The organism is Sphingobium sp. TomMM7A (assembly GCF_055397305.1).
Genome location: NZ_AP027312.1, coordinates 40,336 through 60,374, shown reverse-complemented (window position 1 = coordinate 60,374; position 20,039 = coordinate 40,336). Strand labels below are relative to the sequence as shown.

Sequence of the window (20,039 nt, the reverse complement as noted above, 5' to 3'; positions counted from 1 at the left end):
AGTCTACAATGCTGGCCCCGATTGTGCGGTTGATCGGCTCTATATCCGAGAACCGCGTCGAGGTGGTTGTCAAGGTCCTACAAGCTACGAAGGCTTCGACGTTTAGGCGTCAGGACCGATATATCCTTTGAACTGTCAGACAGGATCGAGCCCTGCATCTACATTGAAATGTGATCCAGGCGTGGCCGCACAACCCGGCGAAAAATCGGTTCGCTACGAAAATGAAATTTCACAGAACCGCGGAGAGTTCGTGAAGTAACGTGGCAAGGCGGCAGTTGATCAGCGGCGGCAACACCGGACGCGCCAGGTTGCCTTCGCCACCTTGAATTGAACGGCTAAAATGAAGGCATTACTTTTGCCGGTCTGCTCAACGAAACGTGAATGACGGGTTTCGGCAGCCGTCCCGACCGGAGTCCTGAAACGGCAAGAGTTTGATCGACAGTCGCCGGAACCGGACGTTCCCGCATTTAAGGAGCGAAAGTTGACCGTTGAGCGGCCGAAAAGGGCTTTGTCACCCGAAGCGCTTTGCAGATAAGCCGTCGGAGGCAAATTACACGGGTTGGATTGCGCACCGCGCAATTCGGTGAGCGCCGAGATCAGCGCGATGATATCGGCATCTGTTCTTACCGCCTTGCCGTAGGCAGACCTACCATGGAGATGGCCGTAATCGTGACCAGCCGAATGCTGCCAAGGCGCCACACAGCATCTCGACCTGGGCACCATAGGTGCGCCTGCGCCGGACAGGGCCCGCTCGGCTTAATGCCGGATGCAGGCTAAAAACCGTCAGGGATATCCGTCAGCGGCTCAAAGAGTTTCACCAGTAACGGCCTGTATCCAGGCACTGTTGCCATCGTCGCATGGCGCGCATCTTCCCTGTCGTGTCGGAGGAGAGAGCAGCGTCTGCCCGATATTTCTGCTGACATTCCACCTTGCGGCTGGCTGCGGGCGCCGTTGTAGTGGCAGGCTTAACAACCGCAGAACCCAGCAGCGCCTTCATCTCGGGCGAGGTAGCGAGTTGGGGCGCGGTTTGGCCATCCTTGTTGCGAATATTCCGCTTAGCTCCGTGATCCAGAAGGATCTTGGCCAAGGCAACCCGATCCCGATCGGCTGCATGGTGAAGTAGCGTCCAGCCATATTGATCCTGATCGTCAACGCCTACACAGTCCTCGATCAATCCGACGAGTTCGCCGGGATGATTGTACCAGATCGCATCCTTCGCTTTCAGAAACGGGCGGATGGCAGGGGAGCGCCCGTCATTCACGGGTTCCGCGCGCACCATTGCGCACATGCCATTTCCACCAGACGTAGTTGGCTGCGAGCGGACGCCCGCAGCGGCTCCCACCTGACCTGTTATTCCCGCTACGGTCGAAGCTTTGGCCATGGCCTTGCGGATCTCTGCCTGCACCATGGTACCGATAGCCATCTGGTAAGGCGTGCTGCCGGATCGTGATTTTAGGCTTGGATCGGCACCGCGAGCGAGCAGCGCTTTTACCATCTCGAGATTGCCGGCGTCGGCTGCATAGTGAAGAAGGCTATATCCCTCCTCGGTTTGCATGTTCACATCGAACTGCCCGCTATCGACAATCTTCAGCGCCTCCGCATTTTGTTTAACACCGAGATAATAGCGTGCATCATCGAAGGGATCGCCGGCGACAGCGGCAGAAGCCATACATAAGGCCGTCAGGCCGATCAGCATTTTACGGATCAATTTATCTACTCCCCCAAAGTGGCGCGCACCCATCCCTTGCCACCTCGTTCAGCGAGGTGCGGTCGCAATACGCGCGTTCATGACTGTTTCCTGCACCGCCGCCACGCGCCGCGAGTGCAGAACCCGGCGATCGCCGCAGTAAGGGCAGCTGAAGCGGTTCCTGCCAGAAAGACGAGGAAACCGATCAAAAGCCAGCCGGCCCATGCGGCTCCGCCGCCCGCGCTCGCGCAGCAACGGACACTTGCAACCGCGTAGGCGATGGGGGCTAATGAACCTACGGTCGCCGTGAAAGCCAAGGCGGCCGAGATCTTCGCCATCCTCCCGAGATGCAGCTTCAGTTTTGCACCCAAACTTTCATGTTCGCGCCGCCAGCCGAGACGACATTCGCCCCTCCGGCTGACACAACGTTAGCGCCGCCCGCGGAAACGACCCCTGCGCCACCGACAATCGGATATTTCTGGCCGTTAAATTCCACAACCGCCGCACCGTCCTTGACGTGGACCTTGGCTCCCGCAGGTACGCGCATATCGACCTGCTTCTTACGGTGATAGGGGAATTGCGGCCCATTATTATTGTCCCAGGGAGCGCAGCCCCAGACGAAGATGTTGACCACGCCATTGCATCCAGTGCCAGCCTCAGCCGGTACGATGGCCAGGCCAGTTGCCAAAAGAGCTGCAGCAACTGCAGCGGCGCGAACATGGAAACGCACAGAATTCCCCCTGTAGTCATAAAGCAGACAAAATCCAGTAAGTCTCTTTTTGCAGATGGAATGTCAAGTAAAAGTAAAAAGCAAGCAGCGTTGCAAAAGAAAGATGCTCTCCTGGGTGCTGAACATCGAAGCGAAATCGTTGAGTACGTCATTCCGATTATTAAAATAGATCAATGATCTTGATTAATCCGGCATACTGTTCGGCATTATCTCTTAGAATTGATCGGATCTCTGGCGTCATTATGTGGGACGCAACGGAACTTCAAAACTGGTTTCGCAGCTTTCCCCGTCGCGAAGCACTGACGGCAGAGCGCGCCCCCGGAAACCCTCGGCACCGCAAGCGCTGTCAATTTCCGGCCTGCTGCATCAGGGTAATCTGACGGGATCGTGATTATGAATATACGGCTGGAATCGGGAACGCTTACTCGGCCTGAACGAGCATGTGTCGTGCTGGGCGTTCTCAAGGCGATTTTCTCCCGAAAGCGCTATAAAGTTAGCGCTGCCGACCTTGCGGTCAGCAGCGCCGTTGCGAATTCAAAAGCTCTCGTAGAGCTTGCTATTAGAAGGCGAAGCGCACGCCGACGTTAACGTTATGGCTCTGCCCGCCGCCAAATTCACCTTGATAAGCGCCATAGAGGCTGAGTCCCGCAGCAAGGTCATAGCTAGCGCCAGCGCCAAGCGTTGCCATGGTTTCCTTGCGGCCCGCCCCGATGACCGTGAACCGTTCGGCGTTGCCGACAAACCCCGCGCGAGCGGCGGAGCGTTCACCTTCGAGCTGGTGACGCAGACCTACCGATGCCCATGGGTGGAACATCGTGCTTTCACCAATGCCACCCTTCAGCTTGATGGCGCCGTCGACAAAGGTCGCGCTGGTCTTCTTGCCATCCACAGACAGGGCGAAAGCGGCGCTGCCTGTCTCGCTCGCCGAGCCACGACGGGTGGAGATATGAGTGACGCCCACTTCGGGATGGACCCCCCAACTGCCCATAGGGAAGCTGTAGCCGACCGTACCGTCGAGCACCAAGCTGCGGAGGCGATAGTCGCCGGAGAGGGCGGTGGCGCCGGGTACCGCCCGGCGGGTGTTCGCCTCGCTCCAATCATAGGCGATCGTCACTGTCCCGTCGAAGCCACCGCTCAGGAAATGACCCGAAAGACCGGCAACCAGGCCATCGGAGTTCGTCCGTGCACCAAGGCGCGCGATCGTCTGGCGACTGTCGATATAGCCGATGAACGCACCGATGGATCCGGTCGTGCTGCCAAAGCCGATGCCGCCAACGACGCCATAGCTGTGGCTCTTGGCCGTCGATGTGCCAACTGACCCACGACCTTTAAGCGTGCGCCAGTCGCCCAGACCTTGCGCGAAGCTGAAGAGACCCGCGGTCTCGCGCGTGGTTTCGGCAAGGCCTGCGCGGCCCGCCTTGGCGAGCGCCAGTCCCTGCTCCACGCCAAGTTGAGACGCACTGGCATAAGCTTCTGGCGTCAGCTGCCCGAAGGCCGCTGCGTTAGCGGTGCCACCGCTCAACAGTGTCGGAACGGCATTGATCAGCGCAGTGCTCGCGGTTCCCGCGATCAGCAGATCGTTGACATAGCCGACAGCAGCATTGGCCTGGGTGGAGATGCCGGTGGGCGCCACGAAGGTGCCGAGCAACTGCAAGGTGGTGCCGTTGTTGCGGAGCACGCCAACAATGCCCGGATCACGATTGACGATGTCAAAGTCGCCAGTGATGGCGCCGCCGCCGTTCACCACGATCAGGTCACGCGACGCGCCAGGTGTCAGCGAGCCGGTGAGATTGACAGTCGTGTTATCGCCGATCGTTACCGAGCCGCCATTGACGATGATCTGATCGCTCTGCCCGATAGGAACGAATTCGAAGGTGGTGGTCGTGCCGTTGGCGATGGTCAGATTGCCATTGATCGTCATGATAGCAGGAGATGCGCCCGGCGACAGCGTGCCGCCCGTGCCGATCGTAACATCGCCGCTGACAGTCCCTGCGGTGCCGAAAGTACCGCCGCTGGTGACATCAACCGATCCGGTCAGGGTTGATCCTGCCTGACCGATGAAGCGACCGCCTGAGACGGTTACTTCCTCGACATTGAGGTCGCCAGTGAAGCTGTTGACGCCTGCTGTGTTATTCACCTGCTCGAAGCCCGTGAACGCCGAACCGTCGATCGTCGTCTGGGCCGCATAGCTGCTGCCGGTATTGAAGGCGAGGACATCGGTGCCGCCGCCTGCAGCAACCGTGCCGCCGAAGCTGCCGCCGGTGCCGATCGTCAGCGTATCGGCGCCCGCGCCAAGATCGACATTGCCCGAGATAGTGCCGCTATTGACGAGGCTGTCGGTGCCGCTTCCAGCCACGACATTCCCGTTGATCGTGCCGCCCTGGTTGCTGATCGTGTTCGCGCCGTTCCCGGTGATGATGTTGCCGGTGATGGAGCCACCGGTCGCGTTGGTCAGAAGATTGTCGCCTTCGCCAAGGTCCACATTGCCAACGACCTCGCCGCTATTCGAGATGCTGACGCTTTGCGTGCCGCCGCTGATCGCAGTCTGGCCTGGGGCTACGACGATGCTCGACCCTTGAGTCAAGTTCAGCTCACCACTGCCGGAGACTTCCACCGTCTGCTGAACGACGACCTTACCTGTACCAATGATCTTCTCGACTTCAAAGCTGGCGAACAGCTGACGGAGTGATGGATCAATCGACCCGGTGTAAGTCGTACCGGTGATATCGAAGGAAAGCGTGTCCTCCCCAGCGCCGCCATCGACCGTTCCATTCAGCACGGCTGAGCTCAACAGGTGCGTGAAGCTGTCATTGCCCTCGCCCATCCGTACCGTTCCGGTGATGGTGCCCGCATTGACGATCGTGTCATTGCCCTCGCGCATGTAGATATCGCCGCTGATCTGCCCGGCATTGTCGATGCGGTCATCGCCAGCGTTCAGGTCGATCGAGCCGATGATGACGCCGGTGGCGGTGTTCGTCACATGATCGGTCGAGGGCAGATAGCCGCTCTCATCCTCGAGCTGATTGCCGCTGGTATGGATGGCTCCTGCAAGATAGCCGTTGGGCTGGCCGATCGCATTGTCGATGATCGGCGTGTTGGGGAAGTAATTGGTGCCAGCGCCGCCCTGGATAGTGCCGCTGTTGACGATGTTGACCGTCTTGGCCGCGACAGCAACAGCGACAGTGTGGCTGCCTTCGGTATTGGCGACCGGACTGTAGACCCAGACCGGTTGCGGAATGCCCTGGGGCTGCGCACGCACCACAGCGGTGAGTCCGCCGCCTGCCTGGATAAGCCCGCCTTCCAGATTTTCGATGTTGACTGTGCCAGCGCCGGTACTTTCGACATCCACGCCCAGCGCCGCGATCTGCGACACATAGGCGGTGTCCTGTCCAAGGCCAATGAACTGGCCCGGTGTTACCGTTGCGCCTCCGGTCGCCTTAATCGTACCGCCGTTGACGAGATCGACTGTCGCACTGGCCGCCGGATTGCCAACGAGCTCATCATCGCCAGCCTCTACGCCGAGAACAAGGCCCGAGCCACCCTTGTCCTGACCGAGGATGTTGCCGCTGTTGTTGAACGTGATCGTTTGGCTTTCGTCGGTCTCGGACTCCACGTCAAAGGCCGACATGCCGCCAAAGCGCGGCGGATCAGCCTGATTGATGGCAAGTTCGGTGCGCGTCACAGTGCCGCTATTGTCAAAGCTCGCCACTCGGTTGGCGATATTCACCTCGGTCGCGCCTTCGATGATGCCTGTGTTGGTGAAGGCAAAGTTCTCGGCGGCGATGTCCACGACATCGTCGTCACCCGGACCATCATCCTGCAACAGGCCAGTGCGGATGAGCAGTGCCTGGCCGCCCTCACGCGCCGAAGCCGTGATCGTGCCGTGGTTTTCGAAATTGAGGCTTTGAGAAGCGACCGCGGCGTAGAAGCCGTCCCTGATCTCACCATCCGCCGTGTTGATGATGGAGGCGTTGTCCGCGTTGAATTCGTCGTTGGCATTCGGCAGCACCAGATCCAGTGCCCCGACTTGAAGCGTCAGGCCGCGCTGGAAATAGCCATTAGTATCAGTTCCCGCGACTAAGCCGCTGTTAGTGAATGAGAAGACATCCGCCGCAACATTGGCATCCAGTCCGCCGGTGATGATGCCGCTATTCTCAATGGTTGCACCCGCCAGAGTGGTGGTCTCGAGGGCCTGGCGGATTCGGACGGCCGCGTTCACGCCACTATCAAATTCCCGCTCAATGTCCGTTGTGAAGGAGCGCGAGCCGGTGAACGTCGTCTCGATCGTTCCTGTATTGCGGAACTGGAAATCATCCCCTGCCGAAGTCGTGATGATCGAACCGATGCCGCTGGTAGCGAGGTTGATCTCGTCATTGTTGACGAAACTCGCCGCAGCGATCCGGATGTCGCCATTGATGGTGCCTTCGTTGATGAAGCTGGTCAGCGCATCGCCATAGGTTGGCGTGTAGAGCGGAACTGTGCCCGGCGGCACATTGGAGCGCTGGAAGGTCGCAAAGCGCTGCTGATAATAGCCGATCGCAGCCGGAACGATGGTCACGCCCTGCGGATAGAGGCCGGCAGTGTTGAGCAGGTTGATCGTGCCATTGTTGACAACATTGCCATCGCCCATCAGGCTGATCGATGTTCCCTGTCCTGACAGCGTCAGCGTGGTAGCAGCGCCTCGCGCCTCGAACCCTTCGATTTCGAAGGTCGCGGGCAGCGCGCGTGCGCCGAGCTCAAGCGACTGTGACTGGCTGTAGCTGTGCGTGTAGATGTCGATGCCGCCACCAGCGGCAATGGTTCCGTTTACCCCGTCATCGCTGCCGCGCTGGACAAAATTGGCGGTGCTGAAGCCCGTACCGAGCTGCAGATTGCCGTTCAGCGTACCGCCGTCGGAGATATAATAATAAAGTGCGCCAGCCAGTGGATTCTGGGGCGCGGTAGGTGTGGGTTCGACATAGGACACATTGCCGTTGATCGTGCCAGCGTTGGTCACATTGAAGCTGAGCAAGGGAATGCCGGTCCGGGCAGGCGCTATGATCGCGTTCGTACTCCCGCCAATGGCCCCACCGCTCGCATTATTGACCGCAAGCACGACGGCCTGACCCGCGCTGATCGCCGGATCGCCAGCGATCGTGCCGCTGTTATTGACGATGATGGCGGTACCCAGTGTTCCGGTGATCGGCCCTGTCGATCCGCTATTGCTAATGACGCAGAGTGGACCGGCGCTGCCGTCGGGACAGGTCAAGGTCGACGCCTGTTGCGCAAGAGCGCTGCTCGCACCAAGCGCGAGAACACTGACGCTCAGACCAAGCCCAAGACGAATAGGCGCGCGCACAGAATTTCTGCCGATCATGTAAAACCCCCTCCAGACGATTGGGGACGGGGATAAGCAAAACGCATTCCTGTTCGCATCCCCCGATCGGGGTATCGGACCGCCGCAGCTAAAATATTGTGTTTCTTCCCAGAGCTGCCTAAATCCTCTTGCTGCTCACGCGCTCTCACGCTGAATCAGCCAAAGATATCGACGTTCTGACCGGGTCGCGGGATAGGAACGAAACAGGGTGGAAGACAAGATTTGGGCGCTGGGCGAGCGTTTCGCCATGGCTGCCATTGATGGAAAAGAATGGCTTGGCGCATTGCGGGCCATGGCGGAACTGACTGGCAGCTCTTATGGCCAGCTTATCGGTTTTGCGCCCGGCGAGGTGCCCTTCAACTGGATCAATGATATAGGTCAAGATGAGGTCGCGCGCTTCGTCCAGCAGGAGCGCGGCGACCCCAACATCAATGTCCGTGTGCGCGCTTCGCTCAATGACCAGCCTTTCGTCATTCGCAGTGAAGCAGACTATCGCGCGGTCGGGCGCGGCTCTGGTTTCGATCTCTATCGTGAGATGTGCGACGCGTATGACATCATGGACGGCTGCCAGACCAAATTGCTTGAAGGGGGAGGTCGGTTTGTCGGCCTCGCTCTCAACCGTAGTCGGAAAGACGGCAGGACCGATGCCGAAACGCGCGAGCTTTTCGCCGCGATTACGCCGCATGTGCGTAGGGCGGTCAAAATCCAGATTGCGCTCGAAAATCGCGGCGCGGCCTTGGCGAATGGCGCGCTCGAATATGTTGGCCTGCCGATCTTTATTTGCGATGAAGCTGGCGATTTGAAGGGAGAGACTCCCGAAGCCACCGCACTGCTCTCGGCTGGACGTTTTAGGCTAGTAGACGGGAAGATCGGCCTTCCGCATCCACGTGACGACGCAGCGTTGTTGAAAGCCCTCGCGCGGCGGCATCGTCAGCCTCTCGGGATCGAGACGTTGCTGCTGGGAGGCGCTGTCCAGCAGATGGCTATGGTGGTTGATATCTGCCGCCTTCCCTCCCAGCCTTACCGGCTGAGCCTTGCCTCACAAATTCTTGTCATCGTCCGCTCAGGCCGGCGCTGGCACGAGGCCGCCCCTGCTGTTTTGCGCGCGGCATTTGGTCTGTCTACTGCTGAAGCCGAGGTCGCATTGGCCCTCGCTAGAGGCGAGACGCGTGATCAGATCGCCGCGGCACGGGATACGAGCACCCAGACCGTCAAGACCCAGATTAAATCCATTTACTCCAAACTTGGGGTCTCTCGGGAGATGGATCTGATGGCGATGCTCAGCGACATGCTCCGGCGGTAAGGGCTCGAAGCATCGGCCAAACGCCCAATCAACTTGACCGCTAAGAACAACCCTCAGGATGAAATATTCCGTAGCTCTCCCCCGGTCGGGGTATGACCAACTTCAGCAAGGTCGATAAGGAAAGCTCGCGACCCGAAGGCTCACGGCATAGCCGTTGAGACTTTCAACTGGCCCGGCTGCCATCATGACGGCCGGGCTGTTTTTCGCACTTTTGGTCGCGGCTCGAACCTTTTATCACTGCTTATCGAAAGGCAGCACCGTGGGCGAACACGCAGAGCGCTTTTGCGTTCGGCGGTCGCAGCATCGGGCCTGAGACAGAAGCCTCTCAAAGGGAATACGGATGTTGATCAATTCCACTGGGGAGGTTTTTCTTGAAATCCGGGGCGGGCATTTTGAAACTTGAAGATCACAGGTTGCTACCCGTCGGCCGTGGCTGACCGACATGGATGGCCTGCCAAATTGTTGGGTTGGCTGTGTAGATCACGAGATGCGGCACACCTGCGGGAATGAATAGGTGATCACCTGGGATTAGGCTTCTCTGCCCAAATCCCTCCAGAGTGACTTCGGCAGAGCCTGCCAGGATCAGCAGCCATTCATCCCACTCCTGCACATAAGGGCGGTCAGCGGGCGTCGTTTGTCCCTGCGATATAATGCGTTCGATGCGTACACCGGGTCGGCGTAGCAGATCTTCGAACAGCTCGTGCTCTTCGCGTCCGCGCGACACTTCCAGCAGATTGCGAAGCATCGCAGTGGATGAACTTATTTCTGACCCCATGGCCCGACAGCAAAACGGAGGAGGAGAAAGTAGAGGTTAATCGCACATTTCGCAAATACCGAGTGCCGGGGATCGCGTGGCATAGTCCCCGAGCGTCGTCCCTGCGGTGGTTGAGGCGAAAATAGTGGTCCAATGCAGCCACGGGCTGAAACGCCAAGCTTGAATTTGCAGCGACACCTGCAAGACTAGAGCATGATCCGATCAGACTGAATCGGATCATGCTCTATTTGTCTTTTGTTTCCCGCATTTTCCGAGCCAGCAGATGATGCCATCTGCTTCGAAAATGCTTTAGTAACAGGCCGAAAATGACGGTGCCGATAAGATAGGCGCTCTCAGCTGACATATGATATAGCAAGGCCAGGGAGCTGATATGGGTGCTAAGCGTCGCGTCAAGCTGTTCAAGATGGGCCGCTATCAAGCTTTCCAGATCCCGGACGGATCTATCTGCCGTGTGGCGATGCGATAACGGGCGAAGAGGGTTCACGCGTTGTGTCGGCATCCAGACTGGGAACTTCTCTCCTGTGCTTGCTAACGACCTTCGTGCCCATTGATGAGGTTTTTGGAGGCCAAGCGCCGGGACGAGGTTGCAGCGGACCGTCCCTACGACGGAGGCGCCGCGTCAACCAATTGAGCTATTGCACTGTCGGCACAGGCGCCAATCCCGGGATCATCCCGGCGGCGCGATCCCTCGTTCGGTGAAGAAGTCCGGCGCGTTGATCATTTCTGGTCCGGCCAGGTTCGGTGCGTCCGCATGGCTCGCCAACCACACGACAGTCTGTGCGGTTTCCTCCGGATCGCGCGCTGCTTCTCCCGATCCGAGCGTTTCAGCCTGATCGCCCATGGCCGCGCGCAGCGTGTCCGTCATGGTGAAGCGCGGTTCGATCAGGAAGGCGCTGATCCCATCCTTGCCATGTTCCTGGTTGATGTGGTCCGGGATACGATTGAACGCTGCCTTGGGCGCAAGATAGAAGAGGCCGACCCCCGGGGATCGGGCGGCGACTTCGATGGAGGACAAGGTCGTCATGAAGATCATTCGTCCCGAACCCTGTGCCACCATCGTCTTCAGCACGATCTGGCTCAGGTGAAATTGGTTCAGGAAATTGCCGGTGATCGCTCTTTCCGCGTCTTCCAGCGCGACGTCCATGATCGGTTGGAGGATAACCGGCCCCTGGTAGATGCCATTGTTCACCAGAACGTCTATCCGCCCCCAGCGGTCGAGTACCGCCGCGACCCCTTCATCGATGGATGCGCGATCGAGCAGGTCGATCCGCGCGCCCATTGCCTGACCGCCAGCCGCCCTTATCGCTTCCACCGTCGATGCCACGCTGCCCGGCACAGGCGTGTTCCCCATGCTCTCCATACGGCCAGCGCCTTCCGCCATGGTGCGCCCGGTCACTGCGACGGCGAAGCCCGCGCGGCCAAGGGCGATCGCTATTGCACGGCCGATGCCCCGCGTCGCCCCGGTGACCAGCGCCACGGGTGGTTGAACTTCTTCACTCTGTTTCATCATCGGGCCATACCCTCCAAACCTCTTCCGGACTTTGCCGACTATCGCCTGTAAACACCATCGCCGAGCGATAAACCACAGACTTAGTTTGTTGACAAGCGTCATCGTTTGATTAACCCTGTCGTCAGGAACGATGCAATAGATGTAGGAGATGTAGGCGTGAGCGTGGGAAAAAGGCTGGCCGGGCGTTCGGCGCTGATTACCGGAGCGGCGGATGGAATTGGCCGGGGCATGGCGCTGCGGTTTGCGCAGGAAGGCGGGTCGATCCTGGTCGCGGATTTCAATGCGGACAAAGGCGTGGAGGTCGTGGAGGAACTGCGCGCCCTCGGGGTGGATGCCGACTTCCGCAAATGTGATGTTACGGTGCGTGATGACGTCGTCGGTGCCGTTCAGGCCTGCGTCGATCGGTTCGGTTCTATCGACGTCCTGGTCAATAACGCCTTTAGCGGCGGCGGATTGCAGCGCATCGAAAACCTGTCCGACGCGCAGTTCGAATCCTGCATGAACATGTGCCTTTACGCTGCGAAATGGTCGATGGAGGCGGCGTTCCCGCACATGCGTAGCAGACATTGGGGCCGCATCATCAACATCGGGTCGCTCAACGGCGTCAACGCGCATATGGGGACCGCCGAATATAATGTCGGCAAGGAAGCCCTTCGCGCCTATACGCGCAGCGCGGCAAGAGAATGGGCAGGCTACGGAATCTGCGCCAACATCATCTGCCCTGCCGCCGTTTCCGCCGGTTACCGGGAGTTTGAACGTACGGAGCCGGAGATCGCCGCGGCCACCACGGCAGCTAATCCGATGGGCCGAATGGGCGACCCGGAGGCCGACATCGGCGGCGTTGCCCTTTTCCTGGCCAGCGAGGACGCGCGATACCTGACCGGCAACACGCTGTTCGTCGATGGAGGGGCGCATATCAATGGCGCTGCATGGGTGCCCGACCTCGGCCCGGATAGCTGAACATCACAGGGTGAGCGACGCGGAGGCGGTCAAACCCCGCCTGCGCGTCGGCGATCCTTTCTAACGTGACCCCGGTCTCTCGCCGCTCTTGACGGCAGCGCGTCGCACGGCCGATCGCAAGAGTTTGTCTGACCAACCCGATTTGCCACCCTGCATCCCTTTGCGCTGTTGATCGGTAGCGCGTTCGACGGGATGAGTGGGGCTGAACCGTCGCGCTTTGGGGAGGTAGGATGGCGCTGCCAGTTTCAGTCGTCGTCGGCAGCGTTTGCTCGCGCGTTGGCGAGGCCGTGAGATGAGAGCCGTGCTGAATGCGGTGCGGGCGCATGTGATGTGGGCCGCCCTGTTCAGTGCGCTTGCCAATCTGTTGTTCCTGGCGCCGACGCTGTACATGTTGCAGGTCTATGATCGCGTCGTGCCGACCCGGGGGGCCACGACGCTGGGGTTCCTGACCATCGTGGTGCTGTTGGCTTTCGCCACGCTGTCGCTGCTGGAATATGTTCGTTCGCGCATCATGGTGCGGGCGAGCATCGCGCTGGACCGGCGGTTCGCGCGGACGTTGATCGCCGCGGCCCTGCGCCAGCCGCCAGCCGCGACGGGCCAGCAAAGACGGCAACAGCCCATCCGCGAATGCGACCAGCTTCGGCAGGCGTTGACCGGCCCGGTCATGAACGCGCTGTTCGATGTGCCGTGGACGCCGATCTACATCATCGTGTGCACCATCATCCACCCCTGGATCGGCCTGCTGGCGCTGGTGGGCAGCGTGGTGCTGCTTGTCATAGCGTGGGCGAGCGAGCGGGTGATTTATTCTCCGCTGGCGCAGGCCAATGCGGCGGCGAGCCAATCCTATGCCAGCATGGACCAGAGCATGCGCGGGATGGAAACGATCCGCGCGCTGGGCATGCGCAGCCCGATGGTGCGCCGCCACCTGGCCGAGCGGGCGGATATGCTGAAGTGGCAGGCCAATGCCAGCTTCGCGGCGGGAAGGTGGGTGATGGTCAGCCGTTTCCTGCGCAATGCGCTGCAATCGGGCGCGCTGGGCCTGGGCGCCTTGCTGGCGATCGACGGGCAGATTTCGGGCGGCGCGATCTTTGCCTCATCCTTTCTGCTGGGGCGGGCATTGTCCCCCATCGATCAGCTGGTCGGCCAATGGCGCAGTTTCGTGCAGGCGCGTGAATCCTATGCCGAGATCAAGATCTGGCTGGAGGGGGAGTTCGATCCGGCGCCACGCACCGCCTTGCCCGCGCCGACCGGCCGGGTGGATGCCCAGAATATTTCCGTGCATGATCGTCAGTCGGATCGGCTGATCATCAACAATGTGTCCTTCACCATCGCGCCGGGCGAATTGGTGGCGGTGATCGGGCCGAGCGGGGCGGGCAAGTCGACCCTGGCACGCCTGACCGCCGGGGCAATAGGGATCAGCCGGGGTACGATCCGCATCGATGGCGCGGACTATGCGCAATGGGATGACGAGGCGCTGTCGGCGCATATCGGTTATATGCCCCAGCAGCCTTCGCTCTTTGCCGGAACGATCCGGGACAACATCGCCCGCTTCGCTTTCGAAGAGGGAAGCGCCGCCGCCGACAGGGACAGGATCGATGCCGAGGTGATCGCCGCCGCCCGATTGTGCGGCGTGCATGAGATGATCCTGGGATTGCCCCGAGGATATGAGACGATGCTGGAGTGGGGCGGCACGGGGCTGTCGATGGGGCAGGCGCAGCGGATCGCGCTCGCCCGGGCGTTGTATCGCGATCCCGCCCTGCTGATCCTGGACGAGCCCAATGCGCATCTCGATTCCGATGGAGAGGCGCGGTTGATCGACGCGCTGCGGCAGGCGAAGGCGCGCGGCGCCGCGATCATGGTGACGGCGCATCGCACCAGCCTGCTGGCGCCAGCGGATCGGATATTGGTGCTGGACCGTGGCCGCATGCGGATGAACGGCCCGCGCGACAAGGTGCTGAACGCGCTCACCGCGACACGATCACTGGCTTCGGCGGAGGGGGCGTGATGTTGATGCGGTCGCGGCGCGTGCTCCTGCTGACCAATGGAGAGGGTGGGACGGTGCCCGCCGTGGGGCCGGATATTCGCCGGGAAGTGCGGGCTGGTCTGTTGATTGCAGCGGCGTTTTTCCTGCTGTTCCTGGGCTGGGCCGCGTTTGCCCGACTGGACGCGGCGGCGCTGGCGCCGGGCCGGGCGACCGTCGCGGGGCAGCGGCAGAGCGTCCAGCATCGTGACGGCGGGATCGTCGCCGCGATATTGGTGAAGGAAGGGCAGCAGGTCCGGCAGGGCGACGTGCTGATCCGTCTTGCCGCACCGGCGGTCACGGCGCAGGAGCGGGTGCTGGCTTCCCAAGCCATCTGGCTGATGGCGCAGCGCGCTCGGCTGAGGGCGGAGCTGGCGGGGACGGCGATCGCTGCGCCGGCCGAGTTCCGGTCGCTGACCGGGGCGGACGTCGCCGATGCCGACGCCGCCATGCAGGCGCAACGGGCGCAAATGGGCGCGCGATCGGCGCTGCTGGCGACGCAACAGGGCGTTGCCATGCAGGAAGGCAGCCAGGCGGGATCGCAGGTGCTGGGCTATCGCGAGCAGGTTGCGGCGGTGGTCGAGCAGGAACGGTTGATCAGCGACGAATTGAACAGCCTGCAAGATGTCGCGGCCAAGGGATTTGTCAGCAAGACCCGCATTCGCGCGCTGGAACGGGCGAAGGCCGACCTGATCGGGCAACGCGCGCGGTTGCTGGCGGCGCGCGACAGCTCCGTCAGCATGGCCGGGGAAGCGCGGCTGAAGGCGCTGGAGGCGAAGCAAGGGTTGCAGGAAAAGGTTACGGCCGAATTGCGGGACGTCGAAACGCAGCTGGGCGATGTCCTGCCCAAATGGACGGCGGCCCGTGATGAAGTGGCGCGGACGCAAGTGCGCGCGCCGGTCAGCGGGACGGTGGTCGGATTGTCGGTGCATACGGTGGGGGGCGTGATCGCCGCCGGCCAGGTGTTGATGGACATCGTGCCGCGCAACGGCGCGGTGGTGATAGAGACGCGCTTTTCCCCTGCCGACATTGACGATCTGGCGGTGGGACAAAGGGCGGAGGTGCGCTTTGCAGGGTTTCCGGCCCGCAGCCTGCCCATCATCGACGGGCGGGTGACGCGGGTATCGGCGGACAGCTTCGTCGAGGAAAAGACAGGCCTGTCCTATTTCGTGGGGGAGGTGCAGATACCGCCGGAGCAGATCGCGCTCATCAGGCGCTATGCGCGCGGCGATTTCGTCCTGAAGCCGGGCATGCCGGTGGAGGTGGTCGTGCCCCTGCGGCGGCGCACGGCATTGCAATATATGTTCGACCCGTTGACTGACCTGATGTGGAGGTCGTTCCGCGAGCAATAGGCCTATTGGTGGAGCCCTACCCTTAAGGGTGGCACCTTTATCCCGATGATCTTCGCGGCGCAGGCCGTTTCGAGGGTATCAGCTTTCCATACGCTCCGGGCCGGGGGCAGGCCCCAGCCATCCTGGCGCGAGATGGGGAGACGATATGGCCAGCTATTATAATGTTGTCGGCAGCTCGACAGTCACCGGCACGGCCGAGAAGGACCTGTTCTTTGCCTTCACCCGCCTGTCGAACCTGGATATCGTGCGGCCCGATGCCGTGCTGGCGCAGCTGGTGTGGAACACGGCGATCCTGACCGACGCCGGAACGCAATATCAGATCGCCGCGTCCAATATCCAGATTTCCATGGATCTGCTGCTGGGCAGCACCGGCACCGATATCGTCTATGGATCCAACCTGTCCGACGCCATATTCTATAATAATGGGGCCATTTCGGGCGGCTTTGGCGGCTTCGACAATATCGAGCAGTTCTGGCTGGGCGATGGCGATGATGTCATCGACCTGACCAACCATGGCGTTGGCGGCATCGATTATGCCAAGGACGTGTTGGTTCAGGGCGGCGCGGGCAACGACATCATCGTGGGCGGCGCTGGCAAGGACAACCTTCAGGGCGACGCAGGCGACGACATCATCTTCGGCTGGCGCGGCAGCGACAACATCTCAGGCGGGCTGGGCAACGACCGGCTGTATGGCGACGATCTGGGATTCAACAATATCTCGGGCGACGACATCATCGACGGCGGCGCTGGCAATGACCTCATCTGGGGTGGCCGGGGCAGCGACAAGCTGAACGGCGGGGATGACAATGACATCCTTTATGGCCAGGCGGGCGGCGACACGCTGTCGGGCGGCACTGGCGACGACATATTATATGGCGATGACGCGAACACATCCAGCAACGACACGCTGAACGGCGATTCCGGCAATGACCAGCTTTATGGCGGCGCGGGCAATGACGAGCTGTACGGCGGCACGGGCGACGATCTGCTCGATGGCGGGGCTGGCAATGATTATATGCACGGCGGGGCGGGCAACGACCGCATCCTGGCCGGGGCGGGCAACGACCTGATCGACGGTAGCGCCGACATCGACACGCTGGTATTTTCCGGGAACCGGGCGGATTATATTTTCACGCTTCAACCCGACGGCAGCTATATTGCCGGGGACCTGCGTCCCGGATCGCCCGAGGGTACGAAGACGATCCGCAACGTCGAATTTTTCGAGTTCGCTGATGTGACGATCCCATCGACGGGTCTTAATGCCCCGCCGGTCATCACATCCAATGGCGGTGGCGCGAGCGCTGCGCTGTCCATCGATGAGAACAGCACGGCGGTCACCACCGTCGCGGCGACGGATACGGACAGCGGCCAGACCATAGGCTTTTCGATTGCGGGCGGTGCTGACGCGGCGCTGTTCGCTATCGATGCCGTGACGGGAGAATTACGCTTTCTGGCCGCGCCCAACTTCGAAAATCCGGCGGACGCGGATGGCGACAATGTTTATCAGCTGATCGTCGCCGCCAATGATGGCAATGGCGGCGTGGACACCCAAAGCCTGTCCGTCACCGTCCGCGACGTGGCGGATGGGGCCGCGCCGGTCATCACCTCCAACGGCGGAGACGCCGCCGCCGCGATCACGATCAATGAGAATGCGACCGCCGTTACCACGGTTATCGCGACGGACGCCGATGGCCCTTCGATCAGCTATTCGATAGCGGGCGGCGCCGACGCCGCGTTGTTCACCATCGACGCTGCGACCGGCGCCTTGAGCTTTAAGACGGGGCCGGACTATGAAGCGGCGGCGGATGCCGATCACAACAATGTCTATGACGTGATCGTGCAGGCCAGCGACGGCGCGAACGCCGATCGGCAGACGTTGGCGGTCACGGTCGCCAACCTCAATGACAATGTCCCGGTCCTCACATCCTACGCCGGGGCGGCATCGGCGGCGCTGTCGGTTGCGGAAAACAGCCTGCTGGCGGCGACCGTGCAGGCGAGCGATGCCGATGGCACGGCGCTGGGCTACAGCATCAGCGGTGGAGCGGACGCTGCGCTGTTCACGATCGATGCGGTGACCGGAGCGCTCAGTTTCAAGGCGGCGCCCGATTTCGAAGCGCCCGGCGATGCCAATGGCGATCGCACTTATAATGTCGTCGTCACGGCCAGCGATGGCACCAACAATGTCGCGCAAACGCTGGCGATCACCATTACCAACGTCAATGACAATGCGCCGGTCATCACCTCCAACGGAGGCGGAGCCAGCGCGGCCATCAGCATGGCGGAAAACCAGACGGCCGTGACCACCGTTACGGCCGCCGATGCGGACGGGACGGCCCCGAGCTTCGCGATTGCGGGCGGGGCCGATGCGGCGCTGTTCACGATCGACGCGGCGACGGGCGCGGTGTCCTTCCTGACACCGGTGGATTATGAAAACCGCCTGGATGCGGACCAGGATGGCGTGTATCAGCTGATCGTGCGGGCGACCGATGGCAGTTATGTCGATGACCAGTTGCTGTCCATCAGCATCACCGACATTTCGGAAACCGGCAAAACCATCATCGGATCGTCCGGCAACAACAGCATCAATCCGACGACGACTGTGCTGGGTTACCAGACGACCGCGCTTAACGACACCATCTATGGCATGGCGGGGAACGACATCATCGATGGCGGCGCAGGCGCGGACTATATGGATGGCGGTACGGGCAACGACATCTTTTATGTCGATACCTATTCCGACGACGGCTTTGCCGGGAATGATGATCAGGTGATCGAACTGGCGTCGGGCGGCACCGATCTTGTCTACGCGTCGGTCAATTACAGGATGGCGGCGGAGGTCGAAAAGCTGACCCTGACCGGCCTTGCCCCGATCAATGGCATCGGCAACGACCTTGCCAACATCATCGTCGGGAATGAGGCCGCCAACCAGATTTTCGGCGGGCTGGGACAGGACAATCTGTCCGGCAATGGCGGCAACGACCTGCTGGACGGCGGTGACGATAACGACCTGCTGTTCGGCGGCGACGGGGCCGACACGCTGATCGGTGGGCTGGGCAATGACAGCCTGGACGGCGGCGCTGGCGCGGACAGCATGACCGGCGGCCTGGGCGATGACGTCTATGTGGTGGACAGCTGGTCCGATGACGGCAATGCCGCCAATGATGACATTGTCATCGAAGCCGTGGGCGGCGGCACCGATCAGGTCAATGCGTCCGTCAGCTATCGAATGGCGGCGGAAGTCGAAAAGCTGGTGCTGACCGGCGCTGGCAATATCGACGGCATCGGCAACGATCTGGCCAACACCATGACCGGCAATAGCGGCGCCAACAGCCTATGGGGCGGGTTAGGCAATGACTCGCTGGTGGGTAATGGCGGCAACGACAGATTGTTTGGCGAAGACGGCGGCGACCTTCTGGATGGTGGAGCGGGCGACGACTTCCTGGATGGCGGGGCATCGACCGACACGTTGAAGGGCGGAGCGGGCGCCGACATCCTGATCGGCGGCGCGGGCAAGGATACGCTGACGGGCGGCACGGAAGCGGATACGTTCGTCTTCGCAGGGCTGGCATCATCGCTGAACAGTTCCAGCTATGACCGCATCAACGACTTCCGTATCGGCGAAGGGGATCGCATCGATTTCGATTTCCTGAACGGCAGCCTGCCCGCCGTCGATTATGCCGAGGCGGCGATCGCGACCAACAATTTCGCCGACGCGCTGAACGCTGCCAAGGTGACGGCGGGCGTCAACCATGTGACCTTCATTGCCGGGACGACTGACGGCTGGATTTTCTACGACGGCAATGGCGACGGCACATTCGAACAGAGCGTGATACTGGTCGGGGTCAATACGCTGGCGGGCGTGGATGTGAGTAGCTTTATCTAGAGCATGATCCGATCAGACTGGATCGGATCATGCTCTATTCGTCCTTTGTTTTCCGCATTTTCCGAGCCAGCAGATGATGCCATCTGCTTCGAAAATGCTCTAGGGACGCAAGATGCGCGTTTAGGTTGGTGTCGGCGCGGCTGAGTTCCTCGACCAGGACGCCGTTTGCTGGCAGCAGGACCGCCTGGGAACCATAATGACCGGTCCATGTTGAGGTCGAAGAACGGGTCTTTGGTGCGGCGTTCACGCATATTCGCGAACGAACCATGGCCATCATGGAATGGCGCCAGATGAAACAGTTGACGAACGTCAACGGGTGGGCCAGAATCCCGTCGATTCGCGCCGGGTCGCCGCCAACACTTTGCCTGAACTTTGGAAGAAGCGTTCGCTGGAGAAGTGATGGGCCTACCATCTTCCTGGCGGTGGTCGGACAATTTTTAGGGACGATCGTTCGTCCGGTCGC

10 protein-coding genes are annotated in these 20,039 nt (G+C 61.0%); 5 read left to right on the top strand and 5 right to left on the bottom strand.

Annotated features, from left to right (window positions below; translation table 11 throughout):
• Positions 1–814 precede the first annotated feature (814 nt).
• The 3 genes from ACZ5ZH_RS13120 to ACZ5ZH_RS13110 form a co-directional block, all read right to left on the bottom strand.
• Entirely contained in the window at positions 815–1,696 is an 882-nt protein-coding gene (locus ACZ5ZH_RS13120; protein ID WP_464775239.1) for an ankyrin repeat domain-containing protein, read from the bottom strand.
• 346 nt (positions 1,697–2,042) lie between these two features.
• The gene (locus ACZ5ZH_RS13115) at positions 2,043–2,375 is read right to left on the bottom strand and encodes a hypothetical protein (protein WP_460988524.1); all 333 of its coding nucleotides are present in this window, start codon (positions 2,373–2,375) and stop codon (positions 2,043–2,045) included.
• A gap of 601 nt (positions 2,376–2,976) precedes the next feature.
• A complete protein-coding gene (locus ACZ5ZH_RS13110) occupies positions 2,977–7,773 on the bottom strand; it encodes an autotransporter domain-containing protein (protein ID WP_464773187.1) in 4,797 nt (1,598 codons plus the stop codon).
• Between the two features lie 208 nt (positions 7,774–7,981).
• Between ACZ5ZH_RS13110 and ACZ5ZH_RS13105 the strand changes: the two genes are divergently transcribed.
• Positions 7,982–9,076 carry a helix-turn-helix transcriptional regulator gene (locus ACZ5ZH_RS13105; protein ID WP_464773186.1) on the top strand — a complete coding sequence of 365 codons (1,095 nt, stop codon included), beginning with the start codon at positions 7,982–7,984 and terminating at the stop codon, positions 9,074–9,076.
• 406 nt (positions 9,077–9,482) lie between these two features.
• On the opposite strand, the gene ACZ5ZH_RS13100 is transcribed toward ACZ5ZH_RS13105, so the two are convergent.
• Positions 9,483–9,821, bottom strand: a complete 339-nt coding sequence (locus ACZ5ZH_RS13100) for a cupin domain-containing protein (protein ID WP_464773185.1) — start codon at positions 9,819–9,821, stop codon at positions 9,483–9,485.
• A gap of 697 nt (positions 9,822–10,518) precedes the next feature.
• Positions 10,519–11,361: an SDR family NAD(P)-dependent oxidoreductase gene (locus ACZ5ZH_RS13095; RefSeq protein ID WP_464773184.1), complete on the bottom strand. Its 843-nt coding sequence runs from the start codon at positions 11,359–11,361 to the stop codon at positions 10,519–10,521.
• A 156-nt stretch (positions 11,362–11,517) separates the two neighbouring features.
• Between ACZ5ZH_RS13095 and ACZ5ZH_RS13090 the strand changes: the two genes are divergently transcribed.
• The 4 genes from ACZ5ZH_RS13090 (at position 11,518) to ACZ5ZH_RS13075 (ending at position 19,576) form a co-directional block, all read left to right on the top strand.
• A complete protein-coding gene (locus ACZ5ZH_RS13090) occupies positions 11,518–12,321 on the top strand; it encodes an SDR family NAD(P)-dependent oxidoreductase (RefSeq protein ID WP_449469658.1) in 804 nt (267 codons plus the stop codon).
• A gap of 292 nt (positions 12,322–12,613) precedes the next feature.
• The gene (locus ACZ5ZH_RS13085) at positions 12,614–14,326 is read left to right on the top strand and encodes a type I secretion system permease/ATPase (protein WP_464773183.1); all 1,713 of its coding nucleotides are present in this window, start codon (positions 12,614–12,616) and stop codon (positions 14,324–14,326) included.
• On the top strand, positions 14,326–15,693 hold the full coding sequence (locus tag ACZ5ZH_RS13080; RefSeq protein WP_464773182.1) for an HlyD family type I secretion periplasmic adaptor subunit: 1,368 nt from the start codon (positions 14,326–14,328) through the stop codon (positions 15,691–15,693). Before ACZ5ZH_RS13085 ends, ACZ5ZH_RS13080 begins: the two co-directional genes overlap by 1 nt.
• Positions 15,694–15,838: 145 nt before the next feature.
• Positions 15,839–19,576, top strand: a complete 3,738-nt coding sequence (locus ACZ5ZH_RS13075) for a beta strand repeat-containing protein (protein WP_464773181.1) — start codon at positions 15,839–15,841, stop codon at positions 19,574–19,576.
• The last annotated feature ends 463 nt before the right edge of the window (positions 19,577–20,039 follow it).

Excerpts from the sequence above, each read along its gene's own strand:
- ACZ5ZH_RS13120 (WP_464775239.1), bottom strand. The coding sequence starts at position 1,696 with ATGCTGATCGGCCTGACGGCCTTATGTATGGCTTCTGCCGCTGTCGCC.
- ACZ5ZH_RS13110 (WP_464773187.1), bottom strand. The coding sequence starts at position 7,773 with ATGATCGGCAGAAATTCTGTGCGCGCGCCTATTCGTCTTGGGCTTGGT.
- ACZ5ZH_RS13100 (WP_464773185.1), bottom strand. The coding sequence starts at position 9,821 with ATGCTTCGCAATCTGCTGGAAGTGTCGCGCGGACGCGAAGAGCACGAG.
- ACZ5ZH_RS13095 (WP_464773184.1), bottom strand. The coding sequence starts at position 11,361 with ATGATGAAACAGAGTGAAGAAGTTCAACCACCCGTGGCGCTGGTCACC.
- ACZ5ZH_RS13085 (WP_464773183.1), top strand. The coding sequence starts at position 12,614 with ATGAGAGCCGTGCTGAATGCGGTGCGGGCGCATGTGATGTGGGCCGCC.
- ACZ5ZH_RS13080 (WP_464773182.1), top strand. The coding sequence starts at position 14,326 with ATGTTGATGCGGTCGCGGCGCGTGCTCCTGCTGACCAATGGAGAGGGT.
- ACZ5ZH_RS13075 (WP_464773181.1), top strand. The coding sequence starts at position 15,839 with ATGGCCAGCTATTATAATGTTGTCGGCAGCTCGACAGTCACCGGCACG.